This window comes from Bacteroidota bacterium, assembly GCA_016721765.1.
Lineage (GTDB): Bacteria > Bacteroidota > Bacteroidia > UBA4408 > UBA4408 > UBA4408.
Map to the genome: position 1 here is coordinate 369,418 of JADKHO010000001.1, position 19,578 is coordinate 388,995.

The window sequence follows — 19,578 nt, forward strand, 5'->3', positions numbered from 1 at the left end:
CACATTCACAGGTGTTACAGGTCTCTCCGAATTTTCTATTTTTACAGTCCCTAAATAAATATCGTAACTCGAATGAAGATTTCTTATAACTGGCTGAAAGCGTATATTAATTGTGATAAAAGTGCAGATGAAGTTGCTGTACTGCTTACCGATTGCGGATTAGAAGTGGAAAGTGTGGAGCAGTTTCAAAGCCTGAAAGGGGGACTTCAAGGTCTGGTGATTGGTGAAGTTATTACCAAAGAAAAACATCCTGATGCTGATAAGCTGAGTATAACAACTGTAAATGTTGGCAATGCTGAATTGCTAAATATTGTTTGCGGAGCGCCAAATGTAGCCGCTGGTCAAAAAGTGATTGTTGCATTAGTGGGAGCTAAATTATATCCTACGGAAGGTGAATCATTCGAAATTAAGAAATCAAAAATTCGCGGTGCGGTTTCCGAAGGAATGATTTGTGCTGAAGATGAAATTGGTATAGGACAATCTCATGCAGGTATTATGGTGCTCGATAATTCAGCTATCGTTGGAACTTCTGCTGCCGATTATTTTAAAATTGAAAACGATTTTGTATTTGAAATTGGGCTTACTCCTAACAGGGCAGATGCAGCTTCCCACATTGGTGTTGCGCGAGACTTAAATGCGGTAATGAATAAACAGATTGGACTTACAGCTCAAAATGAATTAATGCTTCCAAGCGTGGAGCAATTTAAAGTTGGAGCTCCTAAATTTGGCATTAGTGTTTCTGTAGAAGATCACAGCGCCTGTCCACGCTACTCAGGTGTTTCCATTAGTGGAATTCAAGTAAAAGAATCGCCTGAATGGCTTAAAAATAAATTAAAAGCCATTGGTCTGCGTCCCATCAATAACATTGTGGATGCCACCAATTATGTGTTGCACGAAACCGGTCAACCGTTGCATGCTTTTGATGCGGATAAAATTTCGGGGAAGCAAATTCGAGTAAAAAAAGTGGCCGATAAAACCAAGTTTGTCACCCTGGATGGAATGGAGCACGAATTGTCGAAAGATGATTTAATGATTTGCGATGCAGATCAAGCACTTTGTATTGCAGGCGTATTTGGAGGAATGACTTCGGGTGTAACAGAAAGCACTAAAAATTTATTTTTAGAAAGCGCGTATTTCAATTCAGTTTCGGTTAGAAAATCAGCAAAACGCCACGGCTTAAAAACCGATGCATCCTTTCGCTTTGAAAGAGGCACTGATCCCAACATTACGGTGTATGCCTTGAAGCGTGTTGCCTTATTAATACAGGAAATTGCCGGAGGTGAAATTAGTTCTGAAATAGTGGACATTTATCCGGAAAAAATAGCAGATTTCAAAATTAATTTCAGCTATAAAAACTGCGCTCGAGTAATCGGAAAAACCATTGAAAAAACCATTCTGAAAAATATTCTCACACTGCTTGGAATGCGCATTGAGCAAGAAAACGAATTGGAATTACTACTCTCAGTTCCTCCCTATAAAGTGGATGTGCAGCGCGAAATAGATGTGATTGAAGAAGTGTTGCGAATCTATGGATACAATGATATCGAAATCCCAACACAAGTAAACAGCTCTCTCTCATTTGCGGCAAAACCCGACCGTGAAAAAATTCAGAATACCGTTGCAGATACCCTTTCGGCAAACGGATTTGCCGAAATCATGTCCTTGTCATTAAGCCCTTCGGTGAAAACAGTTGACTCTAAAATTTTCCTTCCCGAAAATAACGTAGCCATGCTAAACCCGCTAAGTTCTGATTTAGACGTGTTGCGTCAAACTCTTTTATACAGTGGGTTGGAAGCAATTGCATACAATCAAAATCGCAAGCGAGCGGATGTGAAATTTTATGAATTTGGAAAATCCTATCGCATGACAACAAAGAACGAAAGCGGCGAAAAATTTTATTCCGAAAAAAATCACTTATGCCTATTTATTAGCGGTAAAGACAAAGCCGAATCATGGATAGAAAAATCAAACTCACTGAGTTTTTATGATTTAAAATCAGCAGTAAATGCTGTGTTAAATAGAATCGGGATAACTCATTTCAAAGAAACAGCATTAACCAATGAGCTTTTCTCAACCGGCTTGTCGTATGAAGTGAAACAAAAAAAACTGGTGGAATTTGGGGGTATTTCAAAAGTAATCCTTAAAAAGAATGACATTAAAGCGGATGTGTTTTATGCCGATTTTGATTGGGATGCTTTAGTTAAATTAGCAGGAAACAATAAAATTACTTTTACAGAACTTCCTAAATTTCCGGAAGTAAAAAGAGATCTTGCCTTGTTAATCGACAATTCGGTAACGTATACACAACTGGAAGAATTGGCTTTTCAAAGCGAAAAAAAATTATTGAAAGAAGTGCGACTTTTTGATGTGTATGAAGGCGATAAACTTGAAGCCGGAAAAAAATCCTATGCACTCAGCTTTTTGTTGCAAGATGACAGTGGAACCCTAAACGACAAACAGATTGAGAAGATTATGGAGAAATTGATTCTCCAATACAAAGAGAAGCTTGGAGCAACTATTCGTTAACGAAGTTATTCGAGTTAATAGATTAGCACAATTAAAACTTCGGGCAATCAACCGTTAAACGCACTTTTTTCTTCTTACGTGTGCATAGCTGATAAGATAAAGTAATCTCATGCGCTCCTTGCGATACACTAGATAATTTTGATATTGTTACATCATAACTGTATCCAAAACTGGTGCGTTTATTTTGTAAGCCAACAATCAAACAAATTGCATCATTGTTTTGATATCCGCGCTTATACTGTTTTACAACATTAAGCCCGCGATACCAGACTCCTGCAGTAAATACATTTTCACGATAATACAAACCAAAATCAAATTGATCGAATTTCTTTTGGTGACGATAGTGGAAAACACTGGTAATGGAACGTCTTTTTGCTTCGTCACGCTCATCCGGATTCAACAAGTGGGAATAACCCCCATGTAAGGTGTATTTTACCGGTACTCTTGATTTTGTTCCGGTTAATGATTCATTGGGTTGATTCATGTGATTCAAAGCAAAACCTCCCCAGAACTGCTTGGTGTAAAATAATATTCCTGTACCGGCATCAAAGTATGTTTTAGATGGTTTCGATTCTTCAATCGTTGGAACATCACCACCTCGCGCAATTTGATCACCAAATACGAGCTTTTTATAATTGATGCGCCTTTGTGTCAAGCCGGGCTGAATTCCAAAACGAATTCCAAATTCCTGACTCACTCTTAATTCATACGCAACTGAAGGGCTCATTATAGTTGTCATTAAGTTTCCGCTACCCGCCTGATCGTGCGCCATCAGCATACCCACACCTAATTTTGCATCCGGAATATAATGGTCGCTAGATACCAAATAAGAACTATAAGCTCTAGAAATTCCGGGCCATTGGTTACGGTACACCATGGTTACTCGGTCGCAAACGTTTAAGCCGGTCATAGCCGGATTTAAATACACCGGCGAAGAATAAAATTGTGTGAAATGCATATCCTGTGCCTGCACATTTTCCACGAAAAGCACAAAAACAAGAAAGGATAAGAAGGCTATTTTTCTCATTTGTTTGATTTCGTTAAGTTAAATGTTATATCCGTTGCATTATTCAAACTGTATGTATCAATTGTTTTTGATTCATATCCATAGGATTGAATGTTCACTTTGTATAGGCGATTGGGTCGCGATATAATTATTATTTTGCCTGTATTTTGGTTGGATTTGTAGCGGCCTGCAATTTCATTTGTTGCCACATCCGTAAGCACAATTTCCACATTCTTAAGCACTGTATTCGATTCATCTTGAACATGCACATTGTATACAGTAAGTATGGCTTTATTATCGTTAAAATAAACCTTGTAAATATCTTGTGAACCATATCCTCCTTCTCGCTCCGACGACATATAGGCAACTGAACTGTCGGGATTCAACACAAAAAACACATCATCATTTACCGTATTAATTGGACTACCCAAATTTTGAGGCGTGGTAAACGTTCCGCGTTCATCAAAATTTGATTTAAATACATCGTATCCTCCCATGTTTCTATGCCCTTCGGAACTGAAGTAAAGTGTTTTACCAAGCGCATCCACAAATGGTGCATCTTCGTTGTATTCAGTATTCACTGATTCACCAAGGTTTTTAGGAATTCCCCAATTTCCATCAGGAAGTTTTTTCACATAGTACAAATCCTTACCCCCATATCCGCCCATGCGGTTGCTCGAAAAAAACACAATGTCATTGTCAACCGAGTAACACGCACTCGACTCAATATAATCTGATGAATTTACATTGAGTTTTAAAGGAACCGGTTTGCTCCATTTTTTATTAATAAAATTGCTTTCTAAAATGTCTCCGCTTCTTGTATCCTTGCTCGTGCGGTAGAGTAATAATTTTTCCCCATCCGCCGAAAGGCCTGTGCAGGCATCATGGGTTGGGGTATTGATAAAAGTATCCATCATTTGAGGAACGCTCCAGCCGCTTGCTGTTTTTTGTGTAATGTAAATATCCTCATAATACTCCCCATACGCATTTAGTTTGGAATGCACTTCATTATTCCTTCTGGAGGTAAACACCATAAATTTTTCATCCGCCGGAATCAACGGAACATATTCGGGGTATTCTGTATTTATTACATTCCCGATATTTTCAATTTCGATGGATGGGTTTCTTTTTGATTCCAATAAGGGTGCGGTATAACATTTGATGATGAGGTCGTTAATTTCTTTTGCAGTATGCTCCTTCTCGCCCTTTGCACTTTGATAGCTGTTATAATACACAACCGCCTTTTCAAAATCTCTATGCAAATGATTCAAGACTCCAAGGTAATAATTCACTTCAGGATATTCCAAAACATTAACTTTCTCAAAATTTCTCTTGGAATCAGCTCTGTATTTCTTGAGCTCAAATTTGCAAATGCCCAGCTTATAATTCAATTCATTATTCATGCTGTCAAGCAGGAATGCTTTTTCGTATGTGGCAATTGCACTTAAATAGTCTCCCAATTCAAAATCCTTATTTGCATCCCACAACAACTTTCTGCATTCGCGTGTACTATTTTGACTCTTCGCTGCAAACGAAAAGACTAAAAATAGGGCAATGAAAAAACAACTTTTAGCGGAGTAATGTAACATCACCTGTTTTATTTAATATTTGTCCATTATTTAATTCCATTCTTGCTTTCCAAATATATACATCGCTGGGGCATAGTTTGCCACGATAATAACCATCCCAACCCTGACTTAAATCTTTACTTTCGAAAATTAATTCTCCCCAACGATCAAAAATCTGGAGCCTAAATCCAACAACACCGGCGGTGTAAGGGAAGAAAATATTGTTATCCAAACTATTCGCATCATAATATCCGCCTGAAGAAGAACTACCATCAGGAGTAAAGGCATTGGGAAATAAAATCTGTGCATTGGTGGTAACTTCGGCAGTGGTAACATCCACACAACCAAACTCTGTAATTGCGGTAAGTTGTACCGTAAAATTACCCACCAACACATATTTATAATTTGGATTTTCGAGCGTTGAACTTCCACCATCACCAAACTCCCACACATAAGATGCAGCTCCTACCGATTGATTGTTACAAATTAGCACATCACTAGGCAAATCCAAATTATTCGAATTCATCGAAAAAGCTGCAACCGGCAATGGATGTGCAGTAATAACCGTTGGATTACTTGCATTGTTATTTGTGCAACCATTCGCTGTGGTTACTGTTAAGCTTACCGGATAAGATCCTGCTGAAGAATAGTTATGAGGCCCTGGATTTTGCTGAGAAGAAAAAGTTCCGTCTCCAAAATTCCAATTCCAGCTACTAATCGGATCGGTGCTGTTTCCGGTTAATGAATTATCAATAAACTGGATACTCAAAGGAACACATCCACTTTGATTGTTGCTTGCAAAAAGTACCGTTGGAGGCGGGTTAAAATCAATAAATATCGAGTCAAAAACAGGCGAACTACAAGGATTATTAACGGTAACATAATACATTCCGGCTTGTGTAGGCGTAACTAAAACGCTATCATTCGTACTGATGCTCCCTCCAGTACTTCCAATCCAGGAATAAGTCAATGGACCGGTGGTGCCGGAAGTTTGCACATGTAGCAAAGTACTTTGTCCGGGACAAATTGGTGTCTTGCCCAATACTTGTACATTACCTGGCGGGAGTAAAAATATATTTGCATTAATAGTGTCCGCTTTGCCCACACATCCGCCCTGATCAATTGCAGTTACAATAAATTGTGTAGAAGTATTTAATGCAATTACAAAACTTCCATTGTTTATCACATTGTTGGGTTGCCAAGAGTAAAAATAATTTCCTCCCCCACCACTGGCTGTTGCCGATAAGGTAATTGCATTTCCCGGACAAGTAGAAATATCCGGTGCTCCAGCAGTAATAACTTGTGTAGGCTGCGTTAAGACAGCTGTATTAACGGTAGAGCACCCCTTGGAGTCAGTAACCGTTACACTCGTGGAACCTGCCAGCAAACCAGTGGCTGTACTAGTAACTTGTGGGGGATTTGTTGCCCATAAATAGGTGTATGGAAAGGTTCCACCTACACCAATGGCACTGGCCACTCCTGTTCCGCCAAAACAACTTGGATTAATAACAGCTCCAATAGATGAGCCCAATACCGTTGGCTGTCCAATGTTGACAGAGATGGAAGTAGTACAAAAATTCTGATCAAAAGCAGTTACCACATACGTCCCAAACGAAAGATTACTCACACTTGCTGAATTGGATAAGATGGGTGACCAAGAATAGGTATAGCTAGGAGTTCCACCACTTGCGGCCACGGTTGCCGCTCCATCGCTTCCACCATTACAAGAAACTAAAGCAGACGATTGCAAGCTTAGCGTTACCGGCGATGGTTCACTAATTGTTGCATTTACAGTTGCTTGGCAACCTAATCCATCGGTAACAAGAGCGGTGTAAGAACCTGCACTTAAATTTTGCGCTACTAGATTACTTCCTCCAAAAGGCGACCAATTGATGGTATATGGCAAAGTTCCTTGCGAAACTTGCATAGAAGCCACACCATTACTGCCACCTGCGCAGGAAACATTTGTTGAAAAAAGCAGATTAGCTGTTGGTCCAGGAATGTTTGTTAAGGTAGTTTGAGCACTGGCATTGCATCCTTTCGAATCGGTAATTTGCAATGTATACGGTCCCGGTGCAGCTGCGTTCAAAGTAGGATTACTCGATCCGGTTGGTGTCCATAAGAAAGCATAAGGTGCAGTTCCTCCCGATACTTGCGAGGTTACAATTCCATTCGGAAAGCCGCAAGAAGGATTGGTAGGTGATAAATTTACTAAAACTGGTAAAGGTTGCGAAACTGATAAAGCCACATTGGTTGCGCAATTATTTGCATCGGTTATGCTTACAAAATAATTCCCTTGGCTTAATCCGCTTGCTGTTTGACCCGCTCCTCCTAGTGGCAACCATTGATAGGTATAACCGGGAGTACCCCCAACCGGATTTGCAGTTGCAGTTCCATTCGAACCTCCAAAACAACTGGTTGATACTCCGGTTGCTGTTGCAGTCAAAGGTTGTGAAGGTTGGCTGATAAAAACCGTAGCTGTATTTGTACATCCGTGTAAATCGCTAATTTCAACTGTATAATTTCCAGCCGCTAAATTTATTCCTGTTGGACCATTTCCGCCACTTGGTAACCAATTGTAATTGTAAAAAGGTGTTCCGCCATTTACAGAAACAGTAGCTGAACCATTATTTCCGCCAAAGCAACTTACATTAGAAGATGAATTAACAGAAGCCGAAAGTTGTGTTGGCTCATCAATTGAAAAATTAGTTGAAAAAACACAGTTATTAGAATCCGTAACTTGAATAGAATAGTTTGCTGCTGCTAAATTACTGATAGATGAATTTGTTCCTCCAACAGGCGACCATACAAACGAATAACCGGGCGTTCCACCACTGGCAATAACGGATGCACTACCATTTGTGCCCCCAAAACAATTCACATCGGTGGTAGTAACATTTAAAGCAAGTTGTGCAGGTTGAGAAATAGACGGACTCGTTGTTGCTAATGAATTACATCCATTGGCATCTGTAACTACTACTGTGTAAATTCCTGCACTCAAACCTGTTGCAATTGCGGCATTTCCTCCAAATGGAAGCCAGTTAAATGTAAAAGGTCCGGTTCCACTTGCTACACTTGCAGATGCCGACCCATTGGTGCCACCAAAACAAGTAACATTTGTAATTCCAATAATAGATACGGAAGGGCCATTATTATCGTTCACATTTACAATTTTTGAGGTGCTGCAACCATTGCCATCTATAACCAGCACAGTATATGAGCCTGATATTAATCCGGTAGCAGTATCATTTGTTCCACCAGTTGGCGACCACTGAAAGGAGAACGGTCCACTTCCGCCTGAAACCGAAACCGATGCAATGCCATTCGCCAAGCCACAATTCGAATTGCTCGATGATCCCAGCAGTGTTAGTGCAGTGGGCTCTGAAACGGTGGTAGTGCTTACTGCAGAGCAACCATTAAAATCTGTTACAGTTACTGAATAAGTTCCTTTCAATAAGCCTATTGGGTTTTGAGCAGTGGAGTTTCCGGGTGTCCATAAATAGGTATAGGGGGCTGTTCCACCTGTTGGATTAGCCGATGTTGTGCCGTTATTCCCACCATTACACGAAACAGGTGTGGATGTTGCCGTAACAGACAATGCCTGCGTTGGCTGAGTTATTACTACCGTATTTTGGGTTTGACAATTATTGTTATCACTCAAGGTAACGGTATACGAGCCGGCTTGCAAATTCGAGAGGGATGCAGTTGTAAATCCACCCGGAACCCAAAAGTAACTGTAATTTGGTGTACCGCCCACCGCATTCACAGTAACTGCACCGGTTGCAGCATTAAAACAATTTACATTTTGTTGATTAATAAAATTGGCAGTTAAAGTTGCAGGTTCTGTTATTGTTGCAAAACCAATTGCTGTACATCCCTTGGTGTCGGTTACAGTTAAAGTATAAGTTCCACTTGCTAAATTCGAAATGCTGGAAGTATTAAAATTACCGGGTGTCCACAAAAAAGTATATCCTGGAGTACCGCCCGAAGCCAAAACTGCAGCTGTTCCGTTATTTAAATTATTACAGGTTTCGTTTACAACCGTTATCGGTATAGCTAATGCAGCTGCTTCGGTAATAGTAGCCGAACTGCTGGCAATACATCCATTGTTGTCAGTTACTGTTAAGGTATAAGTACCAGCCGATACTCCACTTATAGAAGGTGAACTGGCACCGGATGGATTCCAATTATAAACATAAGGTAATGTACCTCCACTTAGCGTACTGGTCACAGAACCATTACTACCTCCAAAACAATCTACATTGGTTTGTGTTAAGCCCAATGCCAGTGCAGTGGGTTGTGTGATTGTAAATGGTAAGGTTTGCTGACAGTTTTTTGAATCGGTAACCGTTACCACATAATTTCCAAAGGATTGATTAATGATGGATGAGGTTGTTTGATTGCCCGGCTGCCACAAGAAATTGTAAGGCGAAGTTCCACCGGAAGGAGTTATTACTACCGAGCCATTTGTTCCTCCAAAGCAAGACACATTTGTTACTGCACCACTCATCGATAGCTGTGCAGGCTGTGAAATCACAACAGTTTGAAGTTTTGTACACCCATTTCCATCAGTTATAGTAACTGAATAGGTTCCCTGAGTTAAATTCACCGCATTGGGTGTAGACTGCGCAGGCACTGTATTCCAGAAAAAGGTAAAAGGACTAATCCCACCAATAACCGAAACCGTAGCTGTTCCATTTGAACCACCAAAACAACTTACATCGGTGGGCGTAATGGATACAGCACCATTAAATCCTGCATAATTAATTGTAATGGTATCGGTAACTGCAGAACATCCGGGTTTGTTATTGGTTGAAGTCAATACCAAGGTTACATTACCATTTAAAATATCGCTGTTGCTTAATACATAAGTTGCATTTAAACTTGTTGCACTGGGCGAAAAACTACCGGTACCTAAACTCGTCCAAATTCCGGTAGTTGTTCCACCTGTAATACTTCCATTTAATTGAATATTTGCAGGTGCACACAAGGCTTGATTATTTCCCGCATTCACTACTGCAATTTCGCTGTTAATTAGCGTCACATCATCTGTGCTAATACACACTCCGCGCGTAATTGTCCAGCGCAACACCACCGTGCTATTGGGTATTAATCCTGTTATTGCTGAAGTAGGCGAAGAAGGTGTGGTAATACTTCCCGGACCCGAAACAATTGACCACTGACCTGTTCCAACTAAAGGTGCATTAGCAGCTAAGGTTGCAGTAGTAGCCATACACAGATTCAAGTCGTTTCCGGCATTGGCTGTAGTGGGCAGTAAATCAGCATTAATGGTTACCACATCATTTGTGGAGATACACAAAGGGCTTGAGATGGTCCATTGCAAACTAACTGAATTGCCGGGCGATAATCCCGAAATGGTGGTAGTGGGAGAAGTAGGATTAGCTATGGTTGCCGTTCCGGAAACAATTGTCCATAAACCAGTTCCCACAATTGGAACATTACCGACAAGGCTTGCTGTGGTTGTTCCGCAAACTATCTGATCGGGTCCTGCATTGGCAACAGTAGGCGCATTGGCTATGGTTACCACTTTTGTACTTACTGCTGCCGGACAACTGCCATTTCCGGTAGTAGTTAAAGTTAAAGTAACGCTACCGATAGCTGTATCTGCAATACTTGGCAAGTAAAATGAATTTAGTGTGGTGGCATTGGGCGAAAAGGTACCACTTCCGCTACTAGTCCAAATTCCACCTGTAGCATTGGTAACTAGCCCATTCAATGAAACACTTGGATTATTTCCACACACAGTAGTATTTCCTCCGGCATTTGCGGTAGGCTGAGCACTTATTACTACCGGCAACACAATGGTATCAATACAGTTTGTATTACTGCCTACAATTAAAGTCACATTAAATGTACCTCCGGTTAAATATACATGCGTTGGATTTTGCGCTGTGGATGTTCCACCATCCCCAAATTTCCAATTCCACGAAGTAAGCGAGGCATTTGCCGAATGGGTGGTTAAATCAGTAAAAGTTACCGTATTTCCAACACACTGTGGTGCGGTGCTGCTAAAATTTGGGGTCACCCGCGAAATCACCAAAGTTGTGGTGGCGGTATTGGCGCAACTCGTACCCACACCGGTAGTTAAAGTAATAGTATAATTTCCGGCAACAGGATAGGTATACGTTGGATTATTTAAAGTCGAAACATCCGTATTGGTGGAGGGATCACCAAAATTCCATAACCAATTGGCACCTGAACTTCCACCCAGGTTTGAAAAAGAAATAGTATTGCTATTGCAAGATGCAACCGGCGTTAAAACAGCCGGAGCAAAAGTAGGACAGGTAATTACATTGAACTGAAAATCACGGTAAGTGGAACTAATATAAACTCCATTCCTATATTCTTTTACCAAGATTCCAACAACATATTGACCAAGTGCTGCAGGTGTTCCTGAAAGCAATCCTGTATTTACATTCAAATTCAAAGGCGTTCCACCGAGTGGATTGGTAGCTGAAAATCCGCCTAAAAAATTTACCGGTTGAAAGGTTGCCACGTTATTCGGAAAGGTGGGATCCAAAGCACCGGCACCATTATCCCCATTAAAGGGAGTGTAAAAAGAATAAGCAAGCGAATCACCATTGGCATCGGTTGCAGAGTGATCAAAAGTAAAAGGCGAGCCTACACATAAAAACAACGGTGGAAACAAGGTAAAAGCAGGATTGCTATTATCCGTAAAAGCAGTTCCACTCACCAGCACATTGTCGAATCGGTATATTTCAGAATTCGGAGAATTGGCATCAAAATGCACCCGAATCACAATCTGAATAGTCCCTCCAATTAATCCTGCTTGGCTCGCAACCGCATTCGCAAAATCATCTGCAATAAAGCCATTGGTAGAAAACAAAGTGAGTGGTCCGCCATTCAATCTATAATAAACAAATATCGAATCATTGGCATCAAGTGTTCCATTCTCTGCCAAATCAGCCCTCAAATTCACACCGGCTGTAAATGCAGCAATATTAATTACCTGCGAAGTCCATGTTTGCTCCCCATTATTGGCTCCGGTGGTTTGAAAGAGATTATTATTTACACTCGCAGTTGCAGGCGGCGTGGCACCTGCAGAAGTTGTCCAAGCGGTAGCACCGTTATCTACAGTTGTACCATTGGGCAAAGCAAAATCCTCTCCCCAAATTACAGGTGTACCGGGTATGTAAGCATAAAAACTTTCTCCCACATTGTTACCCGATGCATTCACATTGGTTAAACTTAAGTTACGCGCCACAACCTGAAAATACAAGTGATAGCCTCCCGGATTGGGGGGTAAGTTATTTACAGTTGTTGTATAAATTCCCTCTTGTGTACAAGGCATGGGATTGGGTGGAGTAGCACAAGTATCCAAATTAGAGGGCACTTGAGTTACCGTTCCAAGCGGAATGCTAATGTCTCTACTCGGCGAAAAAGGAGCTCCATTATTTCCAACAACCGAAATCGTAACCGGATCAGGAAATTGTGCGGTACCGGCACCACAATCGCGGTAAAGTTTTAAAGTGACCGTATAACTGGAACCTCCGTTATGAATGTAGGTTATTGATCCCCCTACAATATGGGTGCTGAAGGCTAAGAAGGGTAGACTTAGAAAAAGTGTGAGAAATAATATGTGTAAACGTGCTTTCATATTTTTTCTATTGTCAAAAATGGCTTTTCAAATTTAGGTTATTTTACCTCCTAATCAAACTATATTTAAGGCTTGCTAAAAATGCGAATTCTTTATCTAGTAAACCAAGAACGAAAGATTTTGTATCAACAATTTATTCAACAATACGAGAATTTAAATGTTAATGATTGGATAATATGCACGAAATAGAATTATTGGTATGTGAGCAAGAAAAAACTCAGGATGAACAGTAATTGTAATTTTGCTTCCTAATTTCTCATTTCTATTACAAAGGGTTCAACAGCTTCATAAATCTTACTTGCATCCATTCTAGAGCAAACATTTCACTGTCAGGTAGTTTTAGTGCGCAAAACTTTGCTTCTCTCAAAGCTATTGCTTAAATTTGCAAGCCTTTTTAAATAAAAGCTAAAACCATTTCGATTTTAGTGTGTTTAGGAAGGAGAAAAGTAAAAACTATATAAATTAAAAATGGAAAATTTAACAATGAGTAAAACAGAGAAATTTAAAGTAAAAGATATTTCTCTTGCTGCTTGGGGACGCAAAGAGATTATGCTCGCCGAAGCCGAAATGCCCGGATTGATGAGCTTACGCGCTGAATTTGGAGCAAGCAAACCACTTAAAGGTGCACGTATCGCAGGTTGTTTGCACATGACAATTCAAACTGCTGTGTTAATCGAAACCCTTCAAGCTTTAGGTGCTGAAGTGAGCTGGTCATCTTGCAATATATTTTCAACACAAGATCAAGCCGCTGCTGCCATTGCTGCTGCAGGAACTCCGGTTTTCGCCTGGAAAGGAATGAATGAAACAGAATTTGACTGGTGTATCGAACAAACTTTACATGCCTTTGAAGGTGGTAAAGCATTAAATATGATTTTAGATGACGGCGGCGATTTAACCAATATGGTTTTTGATCGTTTTCCTGAATTAGTAAAAGATATCCGTGGTCTTTCTGAAGAAACGACTACAGGTGTGCACCGCTTGCACGAGCGTATGGCAAATGGAACGTTATTGGTTCCTGCCATCAACATTAACGATTCAGTTACTAAATCAAAATTCGATAACAAATACGGTTGCCGCGAATCATTAGTAGATGCTATCCGCAGAGCTACCGATATTATGATGGCCGGTAAAGTGGCTGTTGTGGCTGGTTTTGGTGATGTTGGAAAAGGTTCTGCCGATTCATTGAAAAACGCAGGTGTACGCGTTATCGTTACCGAAATCGACCCTATCTGTGCATTACAAGCTGCAATGGAAGGTTACGAAGTAAAGAAAATGGATACTGCAGTGAAAGAAGCAGACATTATCGTTACTGCAACCGGAAACAAAAACATCATTGTAGACCGTCACTTCAAAGCAATGAAAGACAAAGCTATTGTTTGTAACATTGGTCACTTCGACAATGAAATTGACATGGCTTGGTTAAACAAAAACTACGGTGAATCCAAAAACGAAATCAAACCGCAAGTGGATTTGTATACTGTAGATGGTAAACACATCCTTGTATTGGCCGAAGGTCGTTTGGTAAACTTAGGTTGTGCAACCGGTCACCCATCGTTTGTAATGAGTAATTCATTTACCAACCAAACTTTAGCTCAATTAGAGTTGTGGCAAAACAGCAAAAATTACGAGAATAAAGTATACACTTTACCAAAACACTTAGATGAAAAAGTAGCGCGTTTGCACTTATCTAAAATTGGTGTGGAGTTAGATGTACTTTCTGCTGACCAAGCTAAATACATTGGTGTTACAGTAGATGGACCATACAAACAAGAAATGTATCGTTACTAAGAACTAGTAATTCTATCCTAAAAAAAAGGCTGCGCAAAATTTTTGTGCAGCCTTTTTTATGAACCACCTTCGCTCGCATCTTGCGAGTGTCAATTCTTACAAAGCTCAAATCATTCGCTCGCATCTTGCGAGTGTAAGCTATTCCAAAGCCTCAAATCATTCGCTCGCATCCTGCGAGTGTCAGCTATTCCAAAGCCTCCGGCTAATCTCTCAAACAATACTTTAGAATTGTTTCACTCCTTAAGCCTTCTTACTATTAAAATAAAGTATACTCAGGGCATCCCCCGCCTGCGTCGGGTCAGGCTCTCGCTACTCGCTTTTTGCGGAAGGGCAAAAGAGCTCAGACAGGCCGCTCCATCCTTAATGCGAGCTACATTTTATTATGTAATTCACGCCTCATTATAGAATTTGTACATCTTTTATGTTTGAGAAAACGCAAGCTCGCAAGATTGGAATGTGCGCGTGAAAAAGATGGAGGCTGAATAATAGCTCACAGGCGCAGGATGCGAGCGTGGGTTTCACGTTTCGTATTAAACTTGGAAATCTTATTTGTTTAGGAAAAAGCATGCTCACTAGATTTGAACGAATGCCTGAAAAAAGCCAGAGGCTAATTAATAGCTCACACTCGCAGAATGCGAGCGAGGGTGTGGGCTCGCTAGATTAGAATGTGCGCGTGAAAAAAGCCGGAGGCTGAATAATAGCTCACAGGCGCAGGATGCGAGTGTGGGTTTCACGTGTCATATAAAATTTGGACATCATTTTTGTTTAGGAAAAAACATGCTCACTAGATTTGAACGAATGCCTGAAAAAAGCCAGAGGCTAATTAATAGCTCACACTCGCAGAATGCGAGCGAGGGTGTGGGCTCGCTAGATTAGAATGTGCGCGTGAAAAAAGCCGGAGGCTGAATAATAGCTCACAGGCGCAGGATGCGAGTGTGGGTTTCACGTTTCGTATTAAACTTGGAAATCTTATTTGTTTAGGAAAAAGCATGCTCACTAGATTGGAACGAATGCCTGAAAAAAGCCAGAGGCTAATTAATAGCTCACACTCGCAGAATGCGAGCGAGGGTGTGGTAGTAGACTTAATAAATACAAAGTCATTCGAAATTAATAGAACTATTTCAACTTCACACAAACATTCTTAGGCTCCGTAAAAAAATGCAAGGCTTCAAAGCCGCCTTCACGGCCTACTCCGGAGCTTTTTACTCCTCCGAAAGGAGTACGCAAATCACGCAGCAACCAGCAATTCACCCACACAATGCCCGTATGTAACCCATTTGCAATGCGGTGTGTACGGGTGAGGTTTTCAGTCCAAACAACCGAAGCTAATCCGTACGTGGTGCTGTTGGCGTATTTCAATACTTCTTCTTCGGTATCAAATGGCGCAATGGTAACCACAGGTCCAAATATTTCTTCTTGGTTGGTGCGGCAATCATAGGCTAATCCTTCAATTACGGTAGGTTCCATAAACCAACCATCCGCACAATCGCCTTCGAGTTGTATTTTTTTTCCGCCGCACAAAACGGTTCCACCTTCGGTTTTTGCCAACTCTACATAGGAAAGCACTTTTTCTAAATGTTGCTTGCTCACTACTGCTCCCATTTTACTACTATCATTGGCCGGATTTTCCACCTTAAGTGATTTTGCTTTAGCAACAAAATCAATCTTAAACTTTTCATAAATACTTCGCTCCACATAAATCCGCGAACCGCATAAGCAAATTTGTCCTTGATTGGCAAAAGAGCTGCGAATGGTAGTTCGGAGCATTTCTTCATAATTGCAATCGGCAAAAATTAATACCGGGTTTTTACCTCCCAGCTCTAACGATATTTTCTTAAACATAGGCGCCGCAGTGCGCGCAATCTCCGCTCCTGTTTTGGTTCCACCGGTAAACGAAATCAAAGGAATTTTAGGATGTGCGGTAATGGCGGCTCCTACTTTATGTCCATAACCATGCACAATATTCAACACACCTTTTGGCAAACCGGCTTCTATGCATATCTCCGAAAGCAAAAAAGCGGTCATAGGAGTAATCTCTGAAGGCTTTGCCACCACACAGTTTCCTGCAGCCAAGGCAGGTGATATTTTCCAACTAAAAAGATAGAGAGGTAAATTCCATGGCGAAATACAACCGGCAACACCAACCGGACTGCGCAAAGTATAATTCAAAGCAGTATCTTCCATGCTATGCGATTCGGAAGCGAAATGTAAAATAGCCGTCCCATAAAAATGAAAATTGCTGGCGGCCCTTGGAATGTCCATTACACGCGCCAAAGACACAGGCTTGCCATTATCAGTGGACTCTGCACGCGCTAATTTTTCTAAATTTTTTGTAATCAAATCCGCTATGCGCAAAAGTATGGCTGAGCGTTCTTCTGCAGGTGTGGTACTCCATTTCGGAAATGCATTGTGCGCTGCCTCCACCGCCAGTTCCACATCGCGTTCATCCGAATCGGGAATAAGCGAATACACTTTTCCGGTGGCAGGATTATAATTATCGATATAGCCCTTCCCAATGGGGTCAAGCAATTCGCCGTTAATGTAATTTTTTAAAAGCACCAAAGTGCTTGAGTCAGTCTTTGCACTTTTTGATTGCACAGCAGTATTTTCCATAGCCGAAATTTAACTTACACAAAGCTAAGCATTTCTGTTAAAATCTGTTAAGCATCCTTTATTAAAAAGGCTTTCGCCTACATTTGCTTGAGATGAATAAGCGCTATTTACTTTGGTTGAGCATTTTTGTGTGTATTGCCCTAACCGGATTAATTTCCATTCAGGTGTACTGGATTAAAAATGCATTAGTGATTAAGGAACAGCATTTCGATTTTGCTGTGAACGAAGCATTAAAAGGTGTGGTAGCGCGTATGGAAAAAAAATCGACCGCCGATAAAATTACCCGGAAATTTGCATTGCGCAAGCAAGGTGTAAGTTGGTTGGCTCCCTTTAATAAAGATGGGAAAGCCGGTAAAGCCGGAGATTTTAAAAAGTATGATACCCATGTGTACGAAGAATTACAGCTCGACTCGGGCGATGCTACCCTAAAAAAAACAAAACAAAATTCCTTTACTTCTGACTCACTTTTATCCGATCAACTTACTTCCGACTTAAACGGAAAAATAAAATCGGGTTTAAACATCGATAAAAAAGACACCACCGAATTATTGCACGATTGGATGAGCCACAAATCAGAAGTGGTGAACAATGTGTTTGATGAATTTGTGAGCGTAAATATTTACAACAACTACGACGATAAAATTGATACACTTATTTTAGATTCCATTTTAGCAGCCGAATTAAAAGAAAAAAACATTAGTGCTTCTTACACTTATGGGGTGCTGAAAAACAAAGGAAACTATTATCCTGCTGACACCCGGGAGCACGACAAACCCAATATCTTGCAGTCTAAATTTCAGGTAAATCTGGCTCCTGATAACATGTTTATTCCGGCACAATATTTATCGATTTATTTTCCCAACCAAAAAAATTACATCATCAGCAACCTGTGGTTTTTATTTGTGGGTTCCGGATTGCTTGTGCTTACACTGATTTTTGCATATTACTATACCATCTCGACCATCTTTAAACAGAAAAAACTATCGGTCATAAAAAACGATTTTATCAGCAACATGACGCATGAGTTTAAAACACCCATCTCCACCATATCTTTAGCATGTGAAGTTTTAAACGATACCGGTTTTGAGAAATCAAAAGAACAAACGCAAAATTACATCCGCGTAATTAGTGAAGAGAACAAGCGCTTGAGTTTACTTGTTGAGAATGTATTGCAGACTTCCATTTTAGAAAAGGGAGAATTCAAATTAAAAATACAGGAAGTAGATATTCATCAAATCATACATCAAACAATAAACAACACCAAATTACAGTTAGAAAAAAGAGAAGGTGAAATTGTTACCGAACTAATGGCGGTAAGTCCGGAATTGAATGCCGACAAGGTACACCTCACCAATATTTTGTTTAACATGATTGACAATGCATTGAAATATACAACTGCAAAGCCACACATTATAATAAGCACCCAAGACGATGACCGAGGGATTTATATTTCAATTACCGATAACGGAATTGGAATCAGTAAAGAAAACCAGCAAAAAATCTTTGAACCGCTTTTTCGCGTAAGTACAGGAAATGTGCACAACGTGAAAGGTTTTGGGCTGGGGTTAAATTATGTTAAAGCCGTAATTGAGAAGCACGGTGGCACAATTAGTGTGGAAAGTGCGCTCGGAAAAGGCAGTAAATTCAACGTTTTTATTCCAAAAAATATTCAAATCTAATATACTATGGCAAAAACAATTGCAAACATTCTTCTCGCCGAAGACGACCCCAATTTAGGCACCCTACTTTGCGAATACCTCACCGCCAAAGGCTATCAAACACATTTAGCCGTGAATGGGCAGGAGGGCTACAATAAATTTATTTCTGCAAAATATGATATTTGCTTGCTCGATATCATGATGCCTCTAAAAGATGGCATTACCCTCGCAAAAGAAATAAGAGAAATTAATCCAACCGTTCCAATCGTGTTCCTCACCGCCAAATCGATGAAGGAAGACACCATTGAGGGCTTTATGGCAGGTGCAGATGATTATATCACAAAACCGTTTAGTATGGAAGAATTGATGGTACGCATCAACGCCATCTTGCGCCGCACCGCTAATGCAAATAACAAAACCGAAATTCCGGCCGAGTTTAAAGTGGGTGAATACACTTTCAACACTTCGAATTTTATGCTGGAGCGCAAAGGGAAAGCACAAAAATTGACTTCCAAAGAAGCCAACCTGCTCCAATTATTGTGCATGCATAAAAATGACATTTTGGATCGTTCTTTTGCATTAAAAACAATTTGGTTAGACGACTCCTATTTTAATTCACGTAGCATGGATGTTTACATTGCCAAATTGCGCAAATATTTAAAGGAGGATTCCACTATCGAAATCATTAACATTCATGGTAAAGGTTTTAAATTGCTTGCGAGTTAAATTCGAAAAGTAAAGCACAAAAAAAGTCCCGACAATTTGCCGGGACTTTTTTTA

The 19,578-nt window shown here is 40.4% G+C and carries 8 protein-coding genes; 4 read left to right on the plus strand and 4 right to left on the minus strand.

Annotation, left to right across the window (positions count from 1 at the left end; translation table 11 throughout):
* Window positions 1–72 precede the first annotated feature (72 nt).
* Window positions 73–2,526, plus strand: a complete 2,454-nt coding sequence (locus tag IPP32_01600) for a phenylalanine--tRNA ligase subunit beta (GenBank protein MBL0046781.1) — start codon at window positions 73–75, stop codon at window positions 2,524–2,526.
* A gap of 31 nt (window positions 2,527–2,557) precedes the next feature.
* On the opposite strand, the gene IPP32_01605 is transcribed toward IPP32_01600, so the two are convergent.
* From IPP32_01605 to IPP32_01615, 3 genes are read right to left on the minus strand one after another with little or no spacing between them, the layout of a single operon-like run.
* Window positions 2,558–3,553, minus strand: coding sequence for a type IX secretion system membrane protein PorP/SprF (locus IPP32_01605; GenBank protein MBL0046782.1), 996 nt, complete (start codon window positions 3,551–3,553; stop codon window positions 2,558–2,560).
* Window positions 3,550–5,121, minus strand: coding sequence for a PD40 domain-containing protein (locus IPP32_01610; protein MBL0046783.1), 1,572 nt, complete (start codon window positions 5,119–5,121; stop codon window positions 3,550–3,552). The genes IPP32_01605 and IPP32_01610 overlap by 4 nt, the downstream gene beginning before the upstream one ends.
* Window positions 5,102–12,739: a PKD domain-containing protein gene (locus tag IPP32_01615; protein MBL0046784.1), complete on the minus strand. Its 7,638-nt coding sequence runs from the start codon at window positions 12,737–12,739 to the stop codon at window positions 5,102–5,104. The genes IPP32_01610 and IPP32_01615 overlap by 20 nt, the downstream gene beginning before the upstream one ends.
* Before the next feature lie 468 nt (window positions 12,740–13,207).
* On the opposite strand from IPP32_01615, the gene IPP32_01620 reads away from it, so the two are divergent.
* Window positions 13,208–14,527, plus strand: coding sequence for an adenosylhomocysteinase (locus IPP32_01620; GenBank protein ID MBL0046785.1), 1,320 nt, complete (start codon window positions 13,208–13,210; stop codon window positions 14,525–14,527).
* Between the two features lie 1,116 nt (window positions 14,528–15,643).
* Here IPP32_01620 and IPP32_01625 read toward each other — a convergent pair.
* Complete coding sequence (locus IPP32_01625) at window positions 15,644–17,089, minus strand: aldehyde dehydrogenase (GenBank protein MBL0046786.1); 1,446 nt, start codon at window positions 17,087–17,089, stop codon at window positions 15,644–15,646.
* A 143-nt stretch (window positions 17,090–17,232) separates the two neighbouring features.
* Here IPP32_01625 and IPP32_01630 point away from each other — a divergent pair, with 143 nt between their 5' ends.
* Together IPP32_01630 and IPP32_01635 are read left to right on the plus strand one after the other, a co-directional pair.
* Window positions 17,233–18,819: a HAMP domain-containing histidine kinase gene (locus tag IPP32_01630; GenBank protein ID MBL0046787.1), complete on the plus strand. Its 1,587-nt coding sequence runs from the start codon at window positions 17,233–17,235 to the stop codon at window positions 18,817–18,819.
* Window positions 18,820–18,825: 6 nt separating this feature from the next.
* The gene (locus tag IPP32_01635; protein MBL0046788.1) at window positions 18,826–19,524 is read left to right on the plus strand and encodes a response regulator transcription factor; all 699 of its coding nucleotides are present in this window, start codon (window positions 18,826–18,828) and stop codon (window positions 19,522–19,524) included.
* Window positions 19,525–19,578 lie beyond the last annotated feature (54 nt).